Consider the following 21,921-nt stretch of genomic DNA (forward strand, 5'->3'; position numbering starts at 1 on the left):
GAAGGTGCACGCGCTTTTTGATCAGGCGTTTTCGGCGCGGGCGAGGGTAAAGATATCGTAAAACGACAGCTCGCCTTTACTCGCGATCATTTTGCGCAGCTGCGCCTTTTGCGCCTGCGCCACGCGCGGTGAGTCGAGTATGGTGTCAATGAGGGCCGGGGGCACAAAGCGTGTGTTGTACCACTCACCGTTGTAGCATACGCGCAGGTCCAGCACGTCGATATCTTCATAGCGATAGCGCGGGGCGACGTCAAAAAAGAAAAAGCCGTTCAGCAGGATAAACAGCACCACTAAAAGCCAGACGGAGTCTTCAAGGGTTTCGGAACGCTGCATCACGATGAACGTCGCCAGAAACCCCAGGTACATGGCAAGGCAGAGCCACGGAAAGCGGCGAAGAAAGCTGATGCTAAAGCGTGGGCGATTGTCGCGCTTTTCGCGGAGGTTCAGTTCGTCAATGGTGTCGGTCAGCAGCCGCCGGATCTCGCTCATGGTTATCCTCTGTAAAAGCGGAATACAGGAGCCGCCATTTTACGTTGCGCAAGAGGGAGCGAAAAGTAACAGTCAGGTAACAGAAAAGCATAACAGTCACGCCAGCATTTTCAGTACCCGGGCCGGATTTCCGCCGACCACGGCGTTTGCCGGGACGTCTTTCACGACCACTGCACCGGAGGCGATAACCGCATTATCGCCAATCGTGACGCCGGGGTTAATGACCGCCCGACCGCCTACCCAAACGTTGTTGCCGAGGGTGACAGGCTTGCCGTACTCAACGCCGCTGATGCGCGCCTGGGCCTCAAGCGGATGCGTGGCGGTATAGATGTGCACGCCGGGGGCCAGCATGCAGTTGTCGCCAATGCGAATAGGGCAGACGTCGAGCATGACGCAGTCAAAATTAGCGTAGAAGTTTTTCCCGAGGAATATGTTGTAGCCGTAGTCGCAGCGGAATGCTGGCTCAATATAGCTTCCCTCACCCTGGCCAAGAAGCTCTTGAAGCAGCGTTACGCGCAGCGCTTTCTCGTGTGGAGCAGAATGGTTGTACTGGTGAATAATTTGCCTTGCCCGCAGCCGATCGGCGCGCAACACTTCATCGCCCGGGTTATAAGGCTCACCGGCGATCATCTTCTCTTTTTCCTGACTCATGTGACTCTCCTCTTAGCGGGAGATCACTTTAGCCCTTCCGGGCTGAACGGGTAACGTTCCCTCTATGGCGACGTGATCGCCATCACAGAGCTTCAATCTCGTACTTTCCACATACTGTCTCAGAGGGGAGGAACCGGGTGGGGAGCGTTAACGTATAAATTTCCATACCGACGTTGGGATCTTGTCATAGAGTTTATTCATCGTCAGCTCCGCAAGGCGGTGATCGGCTGCTGAGTAAAAAACCGCCAGTTCATTATCGGAAAGTTCATACTTATTTTTTTCGATGACGCGTTCAAGCGTATCAATACTCTGACAGCGCCTTAAACGCATCAGATAATCCGTTTTCGTTAAAGCTTTATCTGACATAACTTCACCTTCCATTTATCATATTTTTCAACAAGAGAGACTAACAGGATTAGCACGGCTGGCGTTTATGAAACAGCGGAAAAGTCGGTTTCCAGATTTTCGCCATTTCTGTAAATCATCAGCATTAATGCCATAGTTACTGAACAGCATAAAGGTGTCGTCCAGATACTCATCAATTTGTGCGATCAATTTATCGTCTTCGTTATACTTAATTTTGTAATTAAGTGCGAAGGTAGCAATGTGTTCAATCAATTCGTTAAGTTGAAGGTTGATTGCGGCCGTAGGGTCATTGACCCAGCCTGCACCGTTCTCTTCAAGGTTAACAAGGCAGTCATGATACAGGGTTTCACAGAGAAATTTAAGCTGTGCGAGATCATGTCTTTTTGGCGAATATTCGTCCATAACGCATCCCCTTATCATTAAGTCGTAAACACGGTGTGGGATGGATACTGCTGTCTGACCGGGAACAAACGCTGTAAAACTGATGTTCTAACTATAATATACTCCGAAAAAGATTTCACCGCGCTATTACGAAAAATTACAATTAGCGCTATTCGCCGCAGATCGATTTATAAATAAGGTACTGTATTTAATGTTTAATTCAGACAATAAGTGAAATACTACAGCAATGCTTCTTATTTTTCATAGGGTTAAGTAAAGCACATCGACGGTTGGCGTAAAGCTTCCTTCCTCGCACCCGCTTAAAATTGAGAGCATTCTTAACCAACAGTTGGGCCAATTACTGCGATTGGCATTAGCGATATGCCGGCGCTTATATAACCTAAAAAAAGCGTTAAATTAAATCACACGTCTGACGCCGCTTTCAGCAGATGAAAGAAAGGGCCACAGTTTGGCTGTGGCCCTTGTTTCTGTCAACCCGAGAGTTGATTAATGGTGCTCAACCTTATGGCTGTGCTCAAGGTCATCGCTCTTTTTACTAAAGCGGCGGCGTACGACTACAAAGAACACCGGTACTAAGAAGATAGCCAGTATCGTTGCCGTGGCCATACCGCCGACGACGCCGGTACCGACCGCATTCTGTGCGCCGGAGCCCGCGCCGGTGCTGAGCGCCAGCGGCAGTACGCCGAGGATAAAGGCCAGAGAGGTCATCAGAATCGGACGCAGACGCATGCGTACGGCGTTCAGCGTTGCCTCGATCAGACCCTGCCCCTCTTTCTCCATCAAATCCTTGGCAAATTCAACGATAAGTATGGCGTTCTTCGCCGATATCCCGATGGTGGTCAGCAGGCCAACCTGGAAGTAGACGTCGTTGTTCATTCCGCGGAACGTTGCGGCTAACAGCGCCCCGATAACCCCCAGCGGAACCACCAGCATAACGGAGAACGGTATTGACCAGCTCTCGTACAGCGCCGCCAGGCAGAGGAATACCACGATCAGCGAGATAGCGTACAGCGACGGCGCCTGGTTGCCGGAGAGGCGTTCCTGGTAGGACATGCCGGTCCAGTCATAGCCGATACCGCTCGGCAGCTTGCCGACCAGCTGTTCCATCAGCGCCATCGCATCACCGGTACTCTTACCCGGCGCGGCTTCACCGAGGATTTCCATCGACGGCAGGCCGTTATAGCGCTCCAGACGCGGCGAACCGTACTCCCAGTGGGCGGTAGAGAAGGCCGCAAAAGGCACCATCTGGCCGTTACTGCCGCGCACATACCAGTTGTTGATATCTTCCGGCAGCATGCGGTATTTCGCCTCAGACATCACGTACACCTTCTTCACGCGACCGCGGTCGATGAAGTCGTTGACGTAGCTACTGCCCCAGGCGGCGCCCAGCGTCGTATTGATGTCGCTGATCGACACGCCCAGCGCCTGTGCTTTCTCCTGATCGATATTAACCTTGAATTGCGGCGTATCTTCCATGCCGTTTGGACGCACGCCCACCAGCACGTCAGGATGCTTGGCGATTTCGCCAAACAGCTGGTTACGCGCCTGAGTCAGGGCATCGTGGCCGAGGTTAGCCTGGTCGATAAGCTCAAAGTCAAAGCCGGTAGCCGTACCCAGCTCGATAATGGCCGGCAGGTTAAAGGCGAACACCACCGCATCTTTGATAGAGGAGAACTGCGCGCTGGCGCGGCTGGCGATGGCCGGCACTTTATTCTCCTTGCCCGGGCGCTCTTCCCAGTCTTTCATCGACACGAAGGCGAGGCCGACGTTCTGACCGCGGCCCGAGAAGCCAAAGCCGTTGACGGTAAATACCGAGTTAACGTTGTCCTTCTCTTTGGTCAGATAGTAGTGGCTTATCTCATCCAGCACCTTCTGAGTACGCTCCTGGGTGGCGCCAGCGGGAAGCTGTGCCATGGTCAGAAGCACGCCCTGGTCTTCGTCAGGCAGGAAGGAGCTTGGCAGACGCATGAACAGATAGGCCATGCCAACGACGATAAGAATATAGAGCACGAGATAGCGACCGGTGCTGCGCAGAATATTGCCTACGCTGCTGGTGTAGTGCTCGGTGCTCTTATCGAACATGCGGTTAAACCAGCCGAAAAAGCCCTTCTTGCCTTCACCGTGATCGCCTTTAGCGACCGGTTTCAGCATCGTGGCGCAGAGGGCAGGGGTGAGGATCATTGCCACCAGCACCGACAGCACCATCGCAGAAACGATGGTTATCGAGAACTGGCGGTAAATTGCCCCGGTTGCGCCGCCGAAAAAGGCCATCGGCACGAATACCGCCGAGAGCACGAGGGCGATACCGACCAGCGCGCCCTGAATCTGCCCCATCGATTTCCGGGTAGCCTCTTTGGGCGGCAGGCCCTCTTCGACCATCACGCGCTCGACGTTTTCGACCACTACGATGGCGTCATCCACCAGCAGGCCGATGGCGAGCACCATCCCGAACATCGTCAGGGTGTTTATCGAGAAGCCGAAGGCGGCCAGTATCGCGAAGGTCCCCATCAGAACGACCGGTACAGCGATCGTCGGGATCAGCGTCGCGCGGAAGTTCTGCAGGAACAGGTACATAACGATAAAGACGAGGACGATACCTTCAATCAGCGTTTTGACCACTTCGAAAATGGAGACCTTCACAAACGGTGTGGTGTCGTATGGATAAACGACCTTAAGACCGTGCGGGAAGTAGGGCTCCAGCTTGGCAATTGTGGCGCGAACGGCTTTTGCGGTATCCAGCGCGTTAGCGCCGGTCGCAAGCTTAATACCCAGGCCCGCAGCCGGTTTACCGTTATAGCGGGCGATAACGTCATAGTTTTCGCCGCCCAGCGCAATCTGCGCCACGTCGCGCAGCCGCACCTGGGAGCCGTCCTGGTTAACCTTCAGCAGGATCTTGCCGAACTCATCGGTAGAGGTCAGTCGCGTCTGGGCAATGATCGACGCGTTAAGCTGCTGGCCTTTCACCGGCGGCGTACCGCCGAGCTGGCCGGCGGCGACCTGGGCGTTCTGCGTTTTGATAGCGGCAATGACGTCTACCGGCGTCAGCTGGTAGTTGTTGAGTTTGGTGGGATCCATCCAGATGCGCATTGCGTACTGGGCGCCGAACAGCTGGACGTCACCCACGCCGCGGGTACGGCTGACCGGGTCCTTAATGGTCGCCCCCACGTAGTCGGCGATATCGTCCTGAGTCATGGAGCCATCGGTGCTGATCATCCCGAGTACCATCAGGAAGGAGCTGGAGGACTTCTTGACGTTAACGCCCTGCTGCTGAACTTCCTGCGGCAGCAGCGGCATCGCCAGCTGCAGTTTGTTCTGTACCTGTACCTGAGCGATATCGGCGTTAGTACCGGAGTCAAAGGTCACGGTTATCTGAACGGTACCGGTTGAGTCACTGGTGGAGGACATGTACAGCAGGTTATCAATGCCGTTCATGTTCTGTTCAATCACCTGGGTAACCGTATCCTGTACCGTCTTGGCATCCGCGCCCGGGTAGCTGGCGGTTATCTCAACCGACGGCGGGGCGATAGTCGGGTACTGCGCAACCGGGAGCTTGAGTATGGAAAGCCCCCCGGCCAGCATCAGCACCAGCGCAATCACCCAGGCAAAAATGGGGCGATCGATGAAGAAATTCGACATGTCTTAACGTCTCCTGTTTAAGTTAAGACTGAGGTTGTTCTGACTGAGCGTTTTGCTGTTTTTTGTCGTCAGGATTCACTTCCTGGGCTTTAACCTGCGCCCCTGGCTTCACCTTCTGCAGGCCGGTGATGATCACTTTATCACCGGCCTTCAGGCCGTCGGTCACCAGCCACTTATCGCCAATCGCCTGGCTTGCGGTTATCTGGCGCACCGCGACTTTATTGTCGCCGTCAACCACCATCGCCGTGGCATCACCGCGCGGGTTGCGGGTCACGCCCTGCTGCGGAACCAGCAGCGCATTCGGGTTTATACCCTCTTCAAGCTTCGCGCGCACGAACATGCCCGGCAGCAGGGTATGATTCGGGTTCGGGAAGATGGCGCGCAGGGTGATGGAGCCGGTGGTCTGATCGACGGTCACGTCGGAGAACTGCAGCGAGCCGCTCTGCGGGTAGCTGATACCGTCCTGGGTGATCAGATCGACTTTGGCTTTGCCGTCCTTCTGCTTCAGCGTGCCGTTATCCAGCTCCTGTTTCAGGCGCAGGAAGTCGTTGCTGGACTGGGTGACGTCAACGTAGATAGGATCGAGCTGTTGAACGGTGGCCAGCGCGTTGGCCTGGCCGTTTTGCACCAGCGCCCCTTCGGTTACCGCCGATTTCCCGATGCGTCCGCTGATCGGGGAGGTCACCTTGGTGTAGGCCAGATTGATACGCGCTGTCTCAACGGCGGCTTTTGCTGCCAGAACCGCGGCGTCTGCCTGCTGGGCGTCGGCCTGGGCGCTATCGAAATCCTGCTTGCTGATGTACTGCGTTCCCACCAGTTTCTGATAGCGATTCAACGTCAGCTGGGCAATTTTTGCCGCCGCTTCGGCTTTCGCCAGATCGCCTTTTGCGCTGCTGTAAGCGGCCTGATAGGTGGCAGGATCTATCTGATAAAGGGAAACGCCGGCGACAACATCGCTGCCTTCCGTAAAGTTTCGTTTCAGAATAATACCGCTCACCTGGGGACGCACTTCCGCTACGCGAAAGGCATTGGTCCGGCCAGGTAATTCGGTGGTGATTTGGAGAGGTTCGGTTTTGAGCGTTACGACACCCACTTCTGGCACCTGCTGCTGCTGCTTGGCCTCTTTGTCATCACATCCTGTAAGCGCTAAGCTGCCCGAGAGCATCAGAACGACCGCCAGAGGCGTTAACCCTCTGTTTTTGTTCATATGTAAACCTCGAATGTCCGATTTCAAATGTTGGATGGACAAATGTCCACAAACCCATTGCTGCTTTATATTTTGATCTTACTATGGTACATACATTCACAAATGTATGTAAATCTAACCTCTGTAAATTCACCAACCTATGGCACGAAAAACCAAACAACAGGCGATGGAAACGCGGCAACATATTTTAGATGTCGCCCTGCGTCTTTTCTCTCAGCAGGGAGTATCATCCACGTCACTTGCCGAGATTGCCAAAGCGGCTGGCGTCACGCGCGGTGCCATATACTGGCATTTCAAAAATAAGTCCGACCTCTTCTGTGAGATCTGGCAGCTGTCTGAATCCTGCATCACCGATAAAGAGACTGAATATCGGGCGCAGCTCCCCGGCGATCCGCTCTCTGTTCTTACCAATATACTGATCTATATTCTTGAAGCTACTGTGATGGAAGAACGTCGTCGCTTATTGATGGAGATAATCTTTCATAAATGTGAATTTGTCGGGGAAATGGCGGCTGTACGGCACCAGCAGCGTAATCTCTGCATCGAAAGCTACGACCGCATTGAGCAAATCCTCAATGAGTGCATCGCCGCCGGTCAGCTGCCGGAGGATTTACTCACCCGCCAGGCCGCCATTCTGATGCGCAGCTATATCTCCGGCATTGTCGAAAACTGGCTATTTGCGCCTGACTCTTTTGAGCTGAAAAAAGAGGCTCGTAACTACGTGAATATTCTGCTGGAAATGTATCAATTCTGCCCTACGCTACGCGCTGCGCCGCAGGCGGAGAGCTCCTGATTTACGCATCTGTCAACCGGTAACATTTTCCTGCGGGTTCCCGCTATTCGGCGAAGGAGAGAAGTGCTATTCTTCGCCAGATTCCACGCCCTGTAACCACGGGTTCTCAAATCACTAACAACTGACGCTATGCAGCCGACTCTCTTCTGGCGAAAATCGCTTTTCGCACTTATTGTCACACTGTTCTGTTTCTTTGCCGTAACGCAGCCCGCGCTGGCGAAAGAGCAGTCTACCACTGATTTGCCCGATCGCGCTGACATTCAAAAACAGCTGACCGCATTAGGGAAGAAAAAAGACCTGACGCCGCAGGATAAGCTGGTCGAACAGGATCTGACGGAAACGCTGCAGACGCTGGATAAAATAGATCGCGTTAAGGATGAAACGGCGCAACTTAAGCAGCAGATAGAGCAGGCGCCGGTAAAAATGCGCCAGGCCAGCGATGGTCTTGCTGCCCTGAGCGACGTTGATAATGATGACGAGACCCGCCGCACGCTGGACCGCCTGTCGGTGCGCCAGCTTGAGGCCCGGGTCAGCGACGTTATTGAACAGCTGCAGGCGGCGCAGAACGATCTGGCCTCTTATAACAGCCAACTGGTCTCGCTGCAGACCCAGCCCGAGCGGGTGCAGAACGCGATGTACTCCGCCTCGCAGCAGTTGCAGCAGATCCGCAGCCGCCTCAACGGTACCACCGTGGGCGAGGGCGCCCTGCGCGATACTCAGCAGACTCAGCTTCTTGCCCAGCAGGCATTGCTCATCGCCGAGCTTGAGCAGCAGCGTAAAAGCCTCTCCGGCAACACCGTGCTGCAGGATGCGCTGCAGAAACAGCGGGATTACGTTACGGCCAACAGCAACCGGCTGGAGCACCAGCTCGAGCTGCTGCAGTCGGCGCTGAACAACAAGCGGCTGACGCTGACCGAGCAGACGGCGAAAGAGGCCATTACGCCGGATGATACGGCGCGCATTCAGGCCAACCCGCTGGTGAAGCAGGAGCTTGAAACTAATCATCAGCTCAGCGAGCGGCTGATTGCCGCGACCCAGAGCGGAAACCAGCTGTTCCAGCAAAATATCCGCATCAAGACGTGGCTCGACCGCGCCTTGCAGTCCGAGCGCAATATCAAAGAGCAGATCTCGATGCTCAAGGGCAGCCTACTGCTCTCAAGGATCCTCTATCAGGAGCAGCAGCGCATTCCGTCGGCCGATGAGCTGGAGGACATGACCTCGCGCATCGCCGATCTGCGCCTTGAGCAGTTTGAAATCAACCAGCAGCGCGACGCGCTTTTCCAGAGCGATGACTATGTGTCGAAGCTGGAAGTGGGCCATGAAAGCGAAGTCAACGACGACGTGACCGATGCGCTGGAGCAGGTTATCGACATGCGCCGCGAGCTGCTGGACCAGATGAACAAGCAGCTCGGCAACCAGCTGATGATGGCCATCAATCTGCAGATTAACCAGCAGCAATTGGTTAGCGTCTCCAGGAGTCTGCGCGATATCCTCACTCAGCAGATCTTCTGGGTGAACAGCAACAAGCCAATGGACTGGGAGTGGTTTAAAGCCTTTCCATCGGCGGTGCAGGACCAGTTCAGCAAAATGAAGATCACCGTTAACTGGGAGAAGGCCTGGCCGGCGGTGTTCCTGGCGTTTCTCGCCGGACTGCCGCTGCTGCTGATTGGCGGCCTGATCCGCTGGCGGCTGGCGTGGCTTAAACACTACCAGGCGACGCTCGCTTCTGAGGTGGGGCAACTGCGCAACGACAGCCAGCTGCATACCCCGAAGGCGCTGCTCATTGACCTGATCCGCGCCCTGCCGGTGGTGCTGATTATTCTGGCGGTGGGGCTGGTGCTGCTTACCATGCAGCTGAACATCAGCGATCTGCTGTGGGCCTTTAGCAAGAAGCTGGCGGTATTCTGGCTGGTGTTTGGCCTCTGCTGGAAGGTGCTGGAAAAAGACGGCGTCGCCGTGCGGCACTTCAATATGCCGCCGCAGCTCACCAGCCACTGGCGGCGGCAGATTGTCCGCATCAGCCTGGCGCTGCTGCCGCTGCACTTCTGGTCGGTCGCGGCGGAGCTGTCGCCGCTGCACCTGATGGACGACGCCATCGGCCAGTTTGTTATTTTCCTCAACCTGCTGGTCATCGCTATTCTTACCTGGCCGATGTGCCGCGAAAGCTGGCGCGACAAAGAGTCCCACGGCCTCCGGCTGGCGACCATTACCGTGCTGGCCATCGTGCCGGTGGCGCTAATGGTGCTGACCGCCACCGGCTATTTCTATACTACGCTGCGCCTTGCCGGACGCTGGATTGAAACCGTTTACCTCGTTATCCTCTGGAACCTGCTCTGGCATACGGTGATGCGCGGCCTCAGCGTTGCCGCCCGGCGCATTGCCTATCGCCGCGCGCTTGCCCGCCGCCAGCACCTCGTTAAAGAGGGCGCGGAGGGCGCCGAACCGCTGGAGGAGCCGGCCATCGGCCTCGATGAGGTTAACCAGCAGACGCTGCGCATCACCATGCTGGTGATGTTTGCCCTGTTTGCCGTGGTTTTCTGGGCCATCTGGTCTGACTTAATTTCAGTCTTTGCCTATCTCGACAGCATTACCCTGTGGACCTATAGCGTGACGGAGGCGGGCAGCAGCGTGATGCGCAGCGTGACCCTCGGCAGCCTGCTGTTTGCGCTGGTTATCCTGGTGGTGGCCTGGGCGCTGATCCGCAACCTGCCCGGCCTGCTTGAGGTGCTGGTGCTCTCGCGGCTCAATATGCGTCAGGGGGCCTCCTACGCGATAACCACCATTCTCAACTACGTGATTATCGCCGTCGGCGCCACCACCGTTCTCGGATCGCTCGGCGTCTCGTGGGATAAGCTGCAGTGGCTGGCGGCGGCGCTGTCGGTGGGCCTCGGCTTTGGCCTGCAGGAGATCTTCGGTAACTTCGTCTCGGGTCTGATTATTCTGTTTGAGCGCCCGGTGCGCATCGGCGACACCATCACCATCGGCAGCTTCTCGGGTTCCGTCAGCAAGATCCGCATCCGCGCGACCACCATTACCGACTTCGATCGCAAAGAGGTGATCATTCCCAATAAGGCCTTCGTTACCGAGCGCCTGATCAACTGGTCGCTGAGCGATACCGTCACCCGGCTGGTGATCAGCCTCGGCGTGGCCTACGGCTCCGATCTCGATAAGGTGAAAGAGGTGCTGCTGCAGGCGGCGAAAGAGCATCCGAAAGTGATGCACGATCCGGCTCCGGCGGTGTTCTTCACCACCTTCGGCGCCAGCACCCTCGACCACGAGCTGCGCCTCTACGTGCGCGAACTGCGCGATCGCAGCTATACCGTCGACGAGCTGAACCGGGCCATCGACAGGCTGTGCCGTGAAAACAATATCGATATCGCCTTCAACCAGCTTGAGGTGCATCTGCACAATGAGAAGGGCGATGAGGTCACGGAGGTTAAGCGCGAGCTGAAGGGAGACGATCCGACGCGGGCCTAGCGCCGGCGGCGGGAAACTCAGGTTTTCTCCCCTCTCCCGCAGGGAGAGGGGACGGGAGGGAGGGCATCCGGCGGCACGCCCCCCTCTCGCACCTTGCGCTCAAAATCCCGCGTCACGATCGCCAGCGCGCCCAGTACCGTCTGCGGCGCCACGCCGTTCTCCTCCAGCAGCATAATCAAATCTACGGCCAGCTTGACTTCATCCGGGGCGTTTTCCAGCGACATTTTCTCTCCTCATTAGCGCGTCATGCGCGCCAGTACGTTTTCGATTTTTTCCAGCGCCGCCCGGCAGCGGGCCAGGCGCGCGGCGCAGGCCTCCACTTCCCGGCTGAGGCGCTGCTGCTCGTCAAGCGTAGTCGCCTGCGCCAGCATCTGCCTGCGCGCCTGGGTCATCTCCAGCAGGCGACGCTCGTACTCCTGATGCTGCAGGCGCCTGCGCTGCCAGCGGGTGAGGCCAGGAGAGCCGCTGTCCCAACCGCGCAGCATCCAGGCCTTGCTCTCGCGGGCGATGGCCTCCAGCTGCGCCGCCAGCCGCTCCGCCAGCCACTGAACCTGGGCAGGTTGCTGCTGGGCAACGGCTCGTTCGAGCGACCGCAGATTAGCGCGCGCCTCCTCGGCGCAGGCCTGCAGCCGGGGACTGCGGGTGGTAAACAGCTGGCGATCAAAGCGCGCGCCGAGGGTGGCGTGCTGCGCCACCGGAGCGATTTCCGCTTCGAGCCGCGACAGCTGGGCGTCCAGCGATTGCAGTAGCGTATCGGTTTTCATGTTTTCTCCGCTGAACGGGAATAAGCTGTGCTACATTTGCCGTTCAGTTTGGTAACGATTCTCGCTATGAAACGGACTATTCTAATCATCATCGGCTGGCTGGCGATAGTGCTGGGTACGCTGGGCGTGTTTTTGCCGCTGCTGCCCACCACGCCGTTCATCCTGCTGGCGGCCTGGTGCTTCTCGCGCTCCTCGCCGCGCTTTCACCATTGGTTGCTTCATCGATCGTGGTTTGGTCCCTATCTGCGCCACTGGCAGCAGCATAAAGCGATGCCGCCGGGGGCCAGGCCGCGCGCTATCGCGGTGATTATTATCACCTTTGCCCTCTCGCTGTGGCTGGTGAAGATCTTGTGGGTACGCATTCTGCTGCTGGTGATGCTGGTCTGCCTGCTGTTTTTCCTCTGGCGGATCCCGGTGGTTGATACAGAGCAACAAAAAGAGCAATGACCGTAATGGTTATTGCAATTATGGCGGACTGCCAGTACATTCTGGCGTTTTCGAGCACGGGCGCCGCTGGTTAAAGGTTAAACTTCTCTGACCCTGACCGCACGTTAGCGCCTTGTGAGTAACACCGTTTTAATCAGGCATACACCTATGACCGCAACTGCACAGCAGCTTGAATTTCTGAAAAACAGCATCAAAAGCATCCAGGACTATCCGAAGCCTGGCATTCTTTTCCGCGATGTCACCAGTTTGCTGGAAGACCCGAAAGCCTATGCGCTCAGCATTGAACTGCTGACCGGACGCTATAAAGACGCCGGGATCACCAAAGTGGTCGGTACCGAGGCGCGCGGCTTTCTGTTTGGTGCTCCGGTCGCGCTGGCGCTGGGCGTAGGGTTCGTTCCGGTACGTAAGCCGGGTAAGCTGCCGCGCGAAACCCTCGCCGAAAGCTACGAGCTGGAGTACGGCACCGACCAGCTGGAAATTCACGTTGATGCCATCAAGCCGGGCGACAAGGTGCTGGTGGTGGACGATCTGCTGGCCACCGGCGGCACCATCGAAGCCACCGTGAAGCTGATCCGCCGTCTGGGCGGCGATGTCACCGACGCGGCGTTTGTTATCAACCTGTTCGACATCGGCGGCGAACAGCGTCTGGAGAAGATGGGCATCAACTGCTACAGCCTGGTCAACTTCCCCGGCCACTGATTCGGCCTCTCCCGCAGCCTCGCCCAACGGGTGAGGTTGTGTTAGCATTATCCCCCTGTATTCCACCTTCCAGCGTTTCAGAGCCAGCCCATGAGTTATCAGGTTTTAGCCCGCAAATGGCGCCCACAAACCTTTGCTGACGTCGTCGGCCAGGAACATGTGCTGACCGCACTGGCCAACGGCCTGACGTCTGGCCGCATCCATCACGCGTATCTGTTCTCCGGCACCCGCGGCGTCGGTAAAACCTCTATCGCGCGCCTGCTGGCAAAATGCCTGAACTGCGAAACCGGCATTACCGCCACGCCCTGCGGCGTCTGCGATAACTGTCGCGAAATCGAGCAGGGCCGCTTTGTCGATCTTATCGAGATCGACGCCGCCTCGCGCACTAAAGTTGAAGATACCCGCGATCTGCTGGACAACGTGCAGTACGCCCCCGCGCGCGGCCGCTTCAAGGTCTATCTGATCGATGAAGTGCACATGCTGTCGCGCCACAGCTTCAACGCGCTGCTGAAAACCCTTGAAGAGCCGCCGCCGCACGTCAAATTCCTGCTGGCGACCACCGATCCGCAGAAGCTGCCGGTGACGATCCTCTCCCGCTGTCTGCAGTTCCATCTTAAGGCGCTGGACGTCGATCAGATCCGCCACCAGCTGGAGCATATTCTCGGCGCCGAGCAGATCGCCGCCGAACCGCGCGCCCTGCAGCTGCTGGCCCGCGCCGCCGACGGCAGCCTGCGCGATGCCCTGAGCCTGACCGATCAGGCGATTGCCAGCGGCGACGGCCAGCTGACGGCGGAAACCGTCAGCACCATGCTCGGCACCCTCGACGACGACCAGGCGCTGTCGCTGATTGAGGCCCTGGTGGCCGCCAACGGCGAAGAGGTGATGCGCCAGGTGCACGACGCCGCCTCCCGGGGCGCCGAGTGGGAGGCGCTGCTGGTTGAAATGCAGAGCCTGCTGCACCGCATTGCCATGGTCCAGCTCTCGCCGTCGGCGCTGGGCAGCGATATGGCAAGCGTCGAACACCGGATGCGCGAACTGGCCCGCACCGTGCCGCCGGCCGATATTCAGCTCTACTACCAGACGCTGCTGATGGGTCGCAAAGAGCTCCCCTATGCGCCCGACCGGCGGATGGGCGTGGAGATGACCCTGCTGCGCGCGCTGGCGTTTCATCCGCGCCAGCCCCTGCCCGAGCCGGAGCCGCAGTCTTTCGCGCCGGTCGCGCCCACGGCGGTAATGAGCCCGGCCCAGGTACCGCTGCAGCAGAGCGCGCCCGCCTACGATCCGGCGTCGCTTCCGGATACCACCAGCCAGGTGCTGGCGGCCCGCAGCCAGCTGCAGCGCGCGCAGGGAGCACCCAAAGCAAAAAAGAGTGAACCGGCGGCCGCTTCCCGCGCGCGGCCGGTGAATAACGCTGCGCTGGAGCGGCTGGCGTCGGTCACCGAGCGCGTGCAGTCGCGCCCGGCGACGGCCGCCGCGCAGGCGCAGCCAAAGAAAAAAGAGGCCTACCGCTGGAAGGCGACCACGCCGGTGGCGGAAGTGAAAGAGGAAGTCGCCACGCCGAAGGCGCTGAAAAAGGCGCTGGAGCATGAGAAGACGCCGGAGCTGGCGGCGAAGCTTGCGGCAGAGGCTATCGAACGCGATCCCTGGGCGGCCGACGTCGCGCAGCTAAAATTGCCTAAACTGGTAGAACAGGTGGCGCTCAACGCCTGGCGCGAGCAGGAGGGCAGCCGCGTGTGTCTGCACCTGCGCCCCTCCCAGCGTCATCTCAATAACCCCGGCGCGCTGAAGGCGCTCACCGAGGCGATGAGCCAATTCGCGGGGTCAGCGGTTGAACTGACCATCGTAGAAGATGATAATCCTGCGGTGCGCACGCCGCTGGAGTGGCGTCAGGCCATTTATGAAGAAAAGCTCGCGCAGGCGCGCGAGGCAGTGATTGCGGATAGCAACATCCAGACCCTGCGCCGGTTCTTCGACGCCGACCTGGATGAGGAGAGCATTCGCCCCCTTTGATCGCCCGGTGGCGATCTTTATTTAACGATGACTTGATCTAAGAGAGAAGCCTATGTTTGGTGGAAAAGGCGGTCTGGGTAACCTGATGAAGCAGGCCCAGCAGATGCAGGACAAAATGCAGAAGATGCAGGAAGAGATCGCGCAGCTGGAAGTAACCGGCGAGTCCGGCGCGGGGCTGGTCAAAGTGACCATCAACGGCGCCCACAACTGCCGCCGCGTGGAGATCGACCCCAGCCTGCTGGAAGATGACAAAGACATGCTGGAAGATCTGGTGGCCGCCGCGTTCAACGACGCCGCCCGCCGCATCGAAGAGACCCAGAAAGAGAAGATGGCCTCCGTCTCCTCCGGTATGCAGCTGCCGCCGGGCTTTAAGATGCCGTTCTGATTGACAGGCCGCCGGTATTGCCCGGCGGCGCTTCGCTTGCCGGACCTGTAGGCCGGATAAGCGTAGCGCATCCGGCATGAGGGCGGCCGCTACCTTTACTTCTCCTCAAGCTCCCCATAACGCTCCGCCAGAAAATCGATCAGCGCCCTGACCGCCGGCAACTGCCCGCGCCGGGACGGAAATACCGCGTGGATAATCTCCGGCCGCGCCCGCCAGTCGGGCAGCAGGTGCACCAGCTCGCCTTTTTTTATCTGCTCATCGAGCATCAGCAGCGGCAGCTGCACCACGCCGACGCCCGCTACCGCCGCGGCGCGCAGGGCAATCATGTCGGTAGTGATAAAACGCGGCTGGTGGCGGACGACGGCCTCCTGCCGGTCCGGGCCAAACAGCGTCCAGCGGTAAATCTGCTGCGGACGGCTGAGCGCCAGGCTCGGCCAGCCGTGCAGGTCGGCGGGAGAGGCGGGCCGGCCGAACCGTTCGATCAGCGCCGGGCTGGCCACCAGGCACATGCTGCGGGTCGCGAACTGGCGCATCACCAGATCGCTGTCGTCGAGCGGCAGCGGGCGCACGCGGATCGCCAGGTCGATATTCTCATTGAGCACGTCAACGCGTCGGTTGGTCTCCTCCAGCTGAATCACCACCTGCGGGTATTTGACCATAAACTGCGTCAGCATCTCGCCGACGTGGACGTGCAGCAGGGCGATAGGGCAGGTCAGGCGGACTATCCCGCGCGGTTCGGCGCGCAGGCTGTCAATGGCCTCCTGGGCCGACTCGGCCTCAATCAGCATCGCCTTACAGTGGCGATAGAAGATCTGCCCGGCCTCGGTCACCGTAAAGCTGCGCGTCGAGCGCTGCAGCAGCCGGGTCTCCAGCCGCTCCTCAAGCTGCGCGATGCGGCGACTCAGGCGCGACTTGGGAATGCCGGTCGCCCGGCTGGCCGCCGAGAAGCCGCCGTGATCGACCACCTGAACGAACCAGGCCAAATCGTTTAAATCCTGCATACTATTGTCCTGCTATTGGAACACTGAGTTCATTTTAGCACTCTACCGCACTTATCGTCTTACCTGTAAGCTCTATCCCATCGAAACAACTCGTAAGGGGAAGCAACATGAAATCCATTCTTGGCGTATATTCAGCTCCGGCATCTCACTGGGTGGGCGACGGTTTCCCGGTGCGGTCAATGTTCTCTTATTCTCAGATGGCCCAGCAGCTCAGCCCGTTCCTGCTGCTGGACTACGCCGGCCCGGCGGACTTTAAGCCGAGCCGTAAAGGCCAGCGCGGCGTCGATCAGCACCCGCACCGCGGCTTTGAAACGGTGACCATCGTCTATAAGGGCGAACTGGCGCACCGCGACAACGCCGGCAACGGCGGCATTATCGGCACCGGCGACGTGCAGTGGATGACCGCGGGCAGCGGTATTCTGCACGAAGAGTACCACTCTCCGGCTTTCAGCGAGTCCGGCGGTACGCTGGAGATGGTGCAGCTGTGGGTTAACCTGCCGGCGAAAGACAAAATGACCGCGCCGAACTATCAGGGCATCCTCGATAGCGACATCCCGGTCGTGCCGCTGGCGGACGATGCCGGTCACGCCCGGGTGATCGCCGGTGAGTTTGGCGACCATAAAGGCCCGGCGAACACCTTTACGCCGATGAGCATTGTCGATCTGCGCCTGAACGCCAGCGGCATCACCCGACTGGATCTCAACGACGGCTGGAACACCGCGCTGGTGGTGCTGAAAGGCACCGTGCTGGTCAACGGCGAAGAGGTGGTCCGCGAAGCGCAGCTGGTGGTGCTGGATGCGAAAGGCGATAGCGTCACGCTTGAAGCAAACAATGACGCTACCGTTCTGCTGCTGACCGGTGAGCCAATTGATGAGCCTATTGTCGGCTACGGCCCGTTCGTGATGAACACCCGGGAAGAGATCCATCAGGCGATCGATGATTTCAACCAGGGCCGCTTCGGCAAAGAGATGACCTACGCGGATTAATCCTCAGCCCGTTCCCCGGCTTTCGCCGGGGAACATTTTTTTCTGTTCCCGCCCGCCGGGCTGATGGTAGGCTATAGCCCACTTTTTTTACCTGAAGTACCTTCAATCAATGCAAACCAGTCCACTCCTTACCGCGCTGATGGAAGCGCTTCGGTCCCTGCCGGGCGTTGGCCCCAAGTCGGCCCAGCGCATGGCCTTTACGCTCCTGCAGCGGGACCGCAGCGGCGGGATGCGCCTCGCCCAGGCCCTCACCCGGGCGATGTCCGAAATTGGCCACTGCGCCGACTGCCGCACCTTTACCGAGCAGGAGGTGTGTAATATCTGCGCCAATCCGCGCCGCCGGGAAAACGGCCAGATTTGCGTGGTGGAGAGCCCGGCGGATATCCACGCCATCGAACAGACCGGCCAGTACTCCGGCCGCTACTTTGTGCTGATGGGGCACCTGTCGCCGCTGGACGGCATCGGGCCGAACGATATCGGCCTCGACCGGCTGGAACAGCGGCTTGAGCGCGAACAAATCAGCGAAGTGATCCTCGCCACTAATCCAACGGTAGAAGGCGAGGCGACCGCCAACTATATCGCCGAGCTGTGCGGCCAGTACGGCGTCGAAGCCAGCCGCATCGCCCACGGCGTGCCGGTGGGCGGCGAGCTGGAGATGGTGGACGGCACCACGCTGTCGCACTCGCTCGCGGGCCGTCAGAAGATTCGTTTTTAAGCAAACGGGAGAACAATCGCGTTCTCCCGCTTGAAAAATTCCCCCCCGGCCCCATTTCACCCTCAACGCATTTTTTCACCCTGTATATGGCATTGAGGAATTTTCCCATGAAAGGACAAGAAACCCGTGGTTTCCAGTCGGAAGTGAAGCAGCTTCTGCACCTGATGATCCATTCGCTCTACTCCAATAAAGAAATTTTCCTGCGTGAGCTGATTTCCAACGCCTCCGACGCGGCGGACAAGCTGCGCTTCCGCGCGCTGTCCAACGCCGATCTGTACGAAGGCGACGGCGAGCTGCGCGTGCGCGTCTCTTTTGATAAAGAGAAGCGTACCCTGACCATTGCCGATAACGGTATCGGCATGAACCGCGACGAAGTGGTTGACCATCTGGGGACCATCGCCAAGTCCGGTACCAAAGCCTTCCTCGAATCGATGGGCTCCGACCAGGCGAAAGACAGCCAGCTGATCGGCCAGTTCGGGGTCGGCTTCTACTCGGCGTTTATCGTTGCCGATAAAGTCACCGTGCGCACCCGCGCCGCGGGCGACGCCGCCGACAAAGGCGTGTTCTGGGAATCGGAAGGCGAAGGCGAATACACCGTTGCCGACATCACCAAAGAAGATCGCGGTACCGAGATCACCCTGCACCTGCGCGAAGGCGAGGACGAGTTCCTCGACGACTGGCGCGTGCGCTCGATCATCAGCAAATACTCCGATCATATCGCCCTGCCGGTAGAAATTGAGAAGCAGGAAGAGAAAGACGGCGAAACCGTTATCTCCTGGGAGAAGATCAACAAGGCCCAGGCCCTGTGGACCCGCAACAAGGCGGAGATCTCCGACGACGAGTACAAAGAGTTCTACAAGCACATCGCCCACGACTTCACCGATCCGCTCTCCTGGAGCCACAACCGCGTTGAGGGCAAGCAGGAGTACACCAGCCTGCTCTACATCCCGGCGCAGGCGCCGTGGGACATGTGGAACCGCGATCACAAGCACGGCCTGAAGCTGTACGTCCAGCGCGTCTTCATCATGGACGACGCCGAGCAGTTTATGCCGAACTACCTGCGCTTCGTGCGCGGCCTGATAGACTCCAACGATCTGCCGCTCAACGTCTCCCGCGAAATTCTGCAGGACAGCAGCGTCACCCGCAGCCTGCGCAGCGCCCTGACCAAGCGCGTGCTGCAGATGCTGGAGCGCCTGGCGAAAGACGACGCGGAAAAATACCAGACCTTCTGGAAGCAGTTCGGCCTGGTGCTGAAAGAGGGCCCGGCGGAAGACAGCGCCAACCAGCAGGCGATTGCCAAGCTGCTGCGCTTTGCCTCAACCCACACCGACTCGTCCGAGCAGACCGTCTCGCTGGAAGACTACGTGTCGCGCATGAAGGAAGGCCAGGAGAAGATCTACTACATCACCGCCGACAGCTACGCGGCGGCGAAGAGCAGCCCGCACCTGGAGCTGCTGCGCAAGAAGGGCATCGAAGTGCTGCTGCTCTCCGATCGCATCGACGAGTGGATGATGAGCTACCTGACCGAGTTCGACGGCAAGTCCTTCCAGTCGGTGGCGAAAGCCGACGAATCGCTGGACAAGCTGGCGGATGAAGTGGACGAGTCCACCAAAGAGGCGGAAAAGGCGCTGACGCCGTTCATCGAGCGCGTGAAAACCCTGCTCGGCGACCGCGTGAAAGAGGTACGTCTGACCCATCGCCTGACCGACACCCCGGCAATCGTCACCACCGAAGCGGACGAAATGAGCACTCAGATGGCGAAGCTGTTCGCCGCTGCGGGCCAGAGCGTGCCGGAAGTGAAGTACATCTTCGAACTGAATCCGGAGCACGCGCTGGTGAAACGCGCCGCGGACACGCAGGACGAGGCGAAATTCGGCGAGTGGGTTGAGCTGCTGCTGGATCAGGCCCTGCTGGCCGAGCGCGGTACGCTGGAAGACCCGAACCTGTTTATCAAGCGCATGAACCAGCTGCTGGTTTCTTAACGCGGCTTTACGGCCTCTCTCCTCCCGGAGAGGGGCTTTTTTATCTGCTTCGCACTATTTCCCGCCATTAACCGTTTCAGCCGCCCCGCCTTCCTTGAGCGATCTGCCTTCTGGTGGTATCGTTTAGCGCTTTTGAAAAATTGAAACGACATTTGAGGGGATTTTCGCAATGCGTATTATTCTGCTTGGCGCTCCTGGCGCAGGTAAAGGAACTCAGGCGCAGTTCATTATGGAGAAGTACGGTATTCCGCAGATCTCCACCGGCGACATGCTGCGCGCTGCCGTAAAATCAGGTTCTGAGCTTGGCAAACAGGCAAAAGACATTATGGACGCCGGCAAGCTGGTGACCGATGAGCTGGTTATCGCCCTGGTCAAAGAGCGCATTGCGCAGGAAGACTGCCGCAACGGCTTCCTGCTCGACGGTTTCCCGCGCACCATTCCGCAGGCCGATGCCATGAAAGAAGCGGGCATTAAGGTCGACTACGTGCTGGAATTTGATGTACCGGACGAGCTTATCGTTGACCGTATCGTGGGCCGCCGCGTACACGCCGCCTCCGGCCGCGTATACCACGTCAAATTCAATCCGCCGAAGGTAGAAGGCAAAGATGACGTGACCGGCGAAGAACTGACCACTCGTAAAGACGATCAGGAAGAGACCGTGCGCAAGCGCCTGGTCGAGTACCACCAGATGACCGCGCCGCTTATCGGCTACTACTCGAAAGAAGCGCAGGCGGGCAACACTAAATACGCCAAAGTTGACGGCACTAAGCCGGTGGCCGACGTGCGCGCCGAGCTGGAAAAAATCCTCGGCTAAGCGCGACTTCTCTCTCACCCGGACCCTCCGGGTGAGAAAACATCTCATTTCTACCTCTTGTATCAATAGATACTACTCAGCAACGTTTCAGCTATAATTCTCAGCCAGTTAAACGAATACGAGGCGGTAATGCGTCAGACGAAAACCGGCATTCTGTTAGTCAATCTTGGCACTCCTGAAGCCCCTACGCCTGCGGCGGTGAAGCGCTATCTGCGCCAGTTCCTTAGCGACCGGCGCGTGGTTGATACGCCGCGCCTGCTGTGGTGGCCGCTGCTGCGCGGCGTGATCCTGCCGCTGCGATCGCCCAGAGTCGCAAAGCTGTATCAGTCTGTCTGGCTGGAGGGCGGCTCCCCGCTGATGGTCTACAGCCGCCAGCAGGAGCAGGCCCTGCGCGAGCGCCTGCCCGATACGCCAGTGGCGCTGGGTATGAGCTACGGCTCGCCGTCGCTGGAGAGCGGCGTGCAGGCGCTGCTGGATCAGGAGGTGGACCACATCGTGGTGCTGCCGCTCTATCCGCAGTACTCCTGCTCAACCGTTGCCGCCGTCTGGGACGAGCTCGGGCGTATCCTGGTCAACAAGCGCCGCATTCCCGGCATCTCCTTTATCCGCGACTATGCCGACGACAGCGACTATATTCAGGCGCTTGCCAACAGCGCCCGCGCCTCCTTTGCCGAGCGCGGCGAGCCGGACCTGCTGCTGCTCTCCTATCACGGCATTCCCCAGCGCTACGCCAGCCAGGGCGATGACTATCCCCAGCGCTGCCGCAGAACCACCCGCGAGCTGGTATCCGCGCTCGGTATCCCGCCGGAGAAGGTGATGATGACCTTCCAGTCGCGCTTTGGCCGCGAGCCGTGGCTGACGCCCTATACCGATGAAACGCTGAAAATGCTCGGCGAGAAGGGCGTGAAGCATATTCAGGTGATGTGCCCCGGCTTTGCCGCCGACTGCCTGGAAACCCTCGAAGAGATAGCCGTCCAGAACCGGGAGTTCTTCCTTGAGGCCGGCGGCGAACAGTATCACTACATTCCGGCGCTGAACGCCTCGGCGGACCATATTGAGATGATGGTCAACCTGACGGCACCTTACCGCTGATTGCG

The 21,921-nt window shown here is 58.7% G+C and carries 20 protein-coding genes and 1 other annotated feature; of the genes, 11 read left to right on the top strand and 9 right to left on the bottom strand.

Annotation, left to right across the window (positions count from 1 at the left end; genetic code table 11):
• Positions 1–21 precede the first annotated feature (21 nt).
• The 6 genes from ENGE1_RS10735 to acrA all read right to left on the bottom strand — a co-directional run bounded on the left by ENGE1_RS10735 (position 22) and on the right by acrA (position 6,751).
• Positions 22–489 carry a YlaC family protein gene (locus tag ENGE1_RS10735; RefSeq protein WP_043085577.1) on the bottom strand — a complete coding sequence of 156 codons (468 nt, stop codon included), beginning with the start codon at positions 487–489 and terminating at the stop codon, positions 22–24.
• A 96-nt stretch (positions 490–585) separates the two neighbouring features.
• Positions 586–1,140 carry a maltose O-acetyltransferase gene (maa, locus tag ENGE1_RS10740; RefSeq protein WP_048253668.1) on the bottom strand — a complete coding sequence of 185 codons (555 nt, stop codon included), beginning with the start codon at positions 1,138–1,140 and terminating at the stop codon, positions 586–588.
• Between the two features lie 147 nt (positions 1,141–1,287).
• On the bottom strand, positions 1,288–1,506 hold the full coding sequence (locus ENGE1_RS10745; RefSeq protein WP_043085574.1) for an HHA domain-containing protein: 219 nt from the start codon (positions 1,504–1,506) through the stop codon (positions 1,288–1,290).
• Between the two features lie 27 nt (positions 1,507–1,533).
• Positions 1,534–1,908: an Hha toxicity modulator TomB gene (gene tomB, locus ENGE1_RS10750; RefSeq protein ID WP_043085573.1), complete on the bottom strand. Its 375-nt coding sequence runs from the start codon at positions 1,906–1,908 to the stop codon at positions 1,534–1,536.
• A 486-nt stretch (positions 1,909–2,394) separates the two neighbouring features.
• Entirely contained in the window at positions 2,395–5,544 is a 3,150-nt protein-coding gene (gene acrB, locus ENGE1_RS10755) for a multidrug efflux RND transporter permease subunit AcrB (RefSeq protein ID WP_043085571.1), read from the bottom strand.
• A 22-nt stretch (positions 5,545–5,566) separates the two neighbouring features.
• Positions 5,567–6,751: a multidrug efflux RND transporter periplasmic adaptor subunit AcrA gene (gene acrA / locus ENGE1_RS10760; protein WP_043085568.1), complete on the bottom strand. Its 1,185-nt coding sequence runs from the start codon at positions 6,749–6,751 to the stop codon at positions 5,567–5,569.
• 139 nt (positions 6,752–6,890) lie between these two features.
• On the opposite strand from acrA, the gene acrR reads away from it, so the two are divergent.
• Positions 6,891–7,544: a multidrug efflux transporter transcriptional repressor AcrR gene (gene acrR, locus ENGE1_RS10765; protein WP_043085567.1), complete on the top strand. Its 654-nt coding sequence runs from the start codon at positions 6,891–6,893 to the stop codon at positions 7,542–7,544.
• 129 nt (positions 7,545–7,673) lie between these two features.
• A complete protein-coding gene (gene mscK, locus ENGE1_RS10770) occupies positions 7,674–11,021 on the top strand; it encodes a mechanosensitive channel MscK (protein ID WP_048253667.1) in 3,348 nt (1,115 codons plus the stop codon).
• 17 nt (positions 11,022–11,038) lie between these two features.
• On the opposite strand, the gene rsmS is transcribed toward mscK, so the two are convergent.
• The gene (gene rsmS, locus ENGE1_RS10775; RefSeq protein WP_048253666.1) at positions 11,039–11,245 is read right to left on the bottom strand and encodes a pleiotropic regulatory protein RsmS; all 207 of its coding nucleotides are present in this window, start codon (positions 11,243–11,245) and stop codon (positions 11,039–11,041) included.
• 12 nt (positions 11,246–11,257) lie between these two features.
• The gene (gene priC, locus ENGE1_RS10780; RefSeq protein WP_048253665.1) at positions 11,258–11,785 is read right to left on the bottom strand and encodes a primosomal replication protein N''; all 528 of its coding nucleotides are present in this window, start codon (positions 11,783–11,785) and stop codon (positions 11,258–11,260) included.
• Positions 11,786–11,851: 66 nt separating this feature from the next.
• Here priC and ENGE1_RS10785 point away from each other — a divergent pair, with 66 nt between their 5' ends.
• The 4 genes from ENGE1_RS10785 (at position 11,852) to ENGE1_RS10800 (ending at position 15,326) form a co-directional block, all read left to right on the top strand.
• Positions 11,852–12,232, top strand: coding sequence for a DUF454 family protein (locus ENGE1_RS10785; RefSeq protein ID WP_048253664.1), 381 nt, complete (start codon positions 11,852–11,854; stop codon positions 12,230–12,232).
• Positions 12,233–12,379: 147 nt separating this feature from the next.
• A complete protein-coding gene (gene apt, locus ENGE1_RS10790; protein ID WP_043085560.1) occupies positions 12,380–12,931 on the top strand; it encodes an adenine phosphoribosyltransferase in 552 nt (183 codons plus the stop codon).
• A gap of 90 nt (positions 12,932–13,021) precedes the next feature.
• Positions 13,022–14,941 carry a DNA polymerase III subunit gamma/tau gene (dnaX, locus tag ENGE1_RS10795; RefSeq protein WP_048253663.1) on the top strand — a complete coding sequence of 640 codons (1,920 nt, stop codon included), beginning with the start codon at positions 13,022–13,024 and terminating at the stop codon, positions 14,939–14,941.
• Positions 14,274–14,338 (top strand) — a sequence feature (DnaX frameshifting element). (Overlaps the previous gene by 65 nt.)
• Positions 14,942–14,993: 52 nt before the next feature.
• Positions 14,994–15,326 carry a YbaB/EbfC family nucleoid-associated protein gene (locus ENGE1_RS10800; protein WP_004858807.1) on the top strand — a complete coding sequence of 111 codons (333 nt, stop codon included), beginning with the start codon at positions 14,994–14,996 and terminating at the stop codon, positions 15,324–15,326.
• 95 nt (positions 15,327–15,421) lie between these two features.
• Here the strand turns inward: ENGE1_RS10800 and ENGE1_RS10805 are convergent, their stop codons facing one another.
• On the bottom strand, positions 15,422–16,327 hold the full coding sequence (locus tag ENGE1_RS10805; protein ID WP_048253662.1) for a LysR family transcriptional regulator: 906 nt from the start codon (positions 16,325–16,327) through the stop codon (positions 15,422–15,424).
• A 107-nt stretch (positions 16,328–16,434) separates the two neighbouring features.
• On the opposite strand from ENGE1_RS10805, the gene ENGE1_RS10810 reads away from it, so the two are divergent.
• From ENGE1_RS10810 to hemH, 5 genes are all read left to right on the top strand, one after another.
• Positions 16,435–17,313, top strand: a complete 879-nt coding sequence (locus tag ENGE1_RS10810; RefSeq protein WP_043085556.1) for a pirin family protein — start codon at positions 16,435–16,437, stop codon at positions 17,311–17,313.
• Between the two features lie 109 nt (positions 17,314–17,422).
• A complete protein-coding gene (recR, locus tag ENGE1_RS10815) occupies positions 17,423–18,028 on the top strand; it encodes a recombination mediator RecR (protein ID WP_043085553.1) in 606 nt (201 codons plus the stop codon).
• A 107-nt stretch (positions 18,029–18,135) separates the two neighbouring features.
• Positions 18,136–20,010 carry a molecular chaperone HtpG gene (gene htpG / locus ENGE1_RS10820; RefSeq protein WP_043085552.1) on the top strand — a complete coding sequence of 625 codons (1,875 nt, stop codon included), beginning with the start codon at positions 18,136–18,138 and terminating at the stop codon, positions 20,008–20,010.
• A gap of 169 nt (positions 20,011–20,179) precedes the next feature.
• A complete protein-coding gene (gene adk / locus ENGE1_RS10825) occupies positions 20,180–20,824 on the top strand; it encodes an adenylate kinase (RefSeq protein WP_045288158.1) in 645 nt (214 codons plus the stop codon).
• Positions 20,825–20,953: 129 nt separating this feature from the next.
• Complete coding sequence (gene hemH, locus ENGE1_RS10830; protein ID WP_043085547.1) at positions 20,954–21,916, top strand: ferrochelatase; 963 nt, start codon at positions 20,954–20,956, stop codon at positions 21,914–21,916.
• Positions 21,917–21,921: the final 5 nt, after the last annotated feature.

This window comes from Pluralibacter gergoviae ATCC 33028 = NBRC 105706 (assembly GCF_001598855.1).
GTDB classification, from domain to species: domain Bacteria; phylum Pseudomonadota; class Gammaproteobacteria; order Enterobacterales; family Enterobacteriaceae; genus Pluralibacter; species Pluralibacter gergoviae.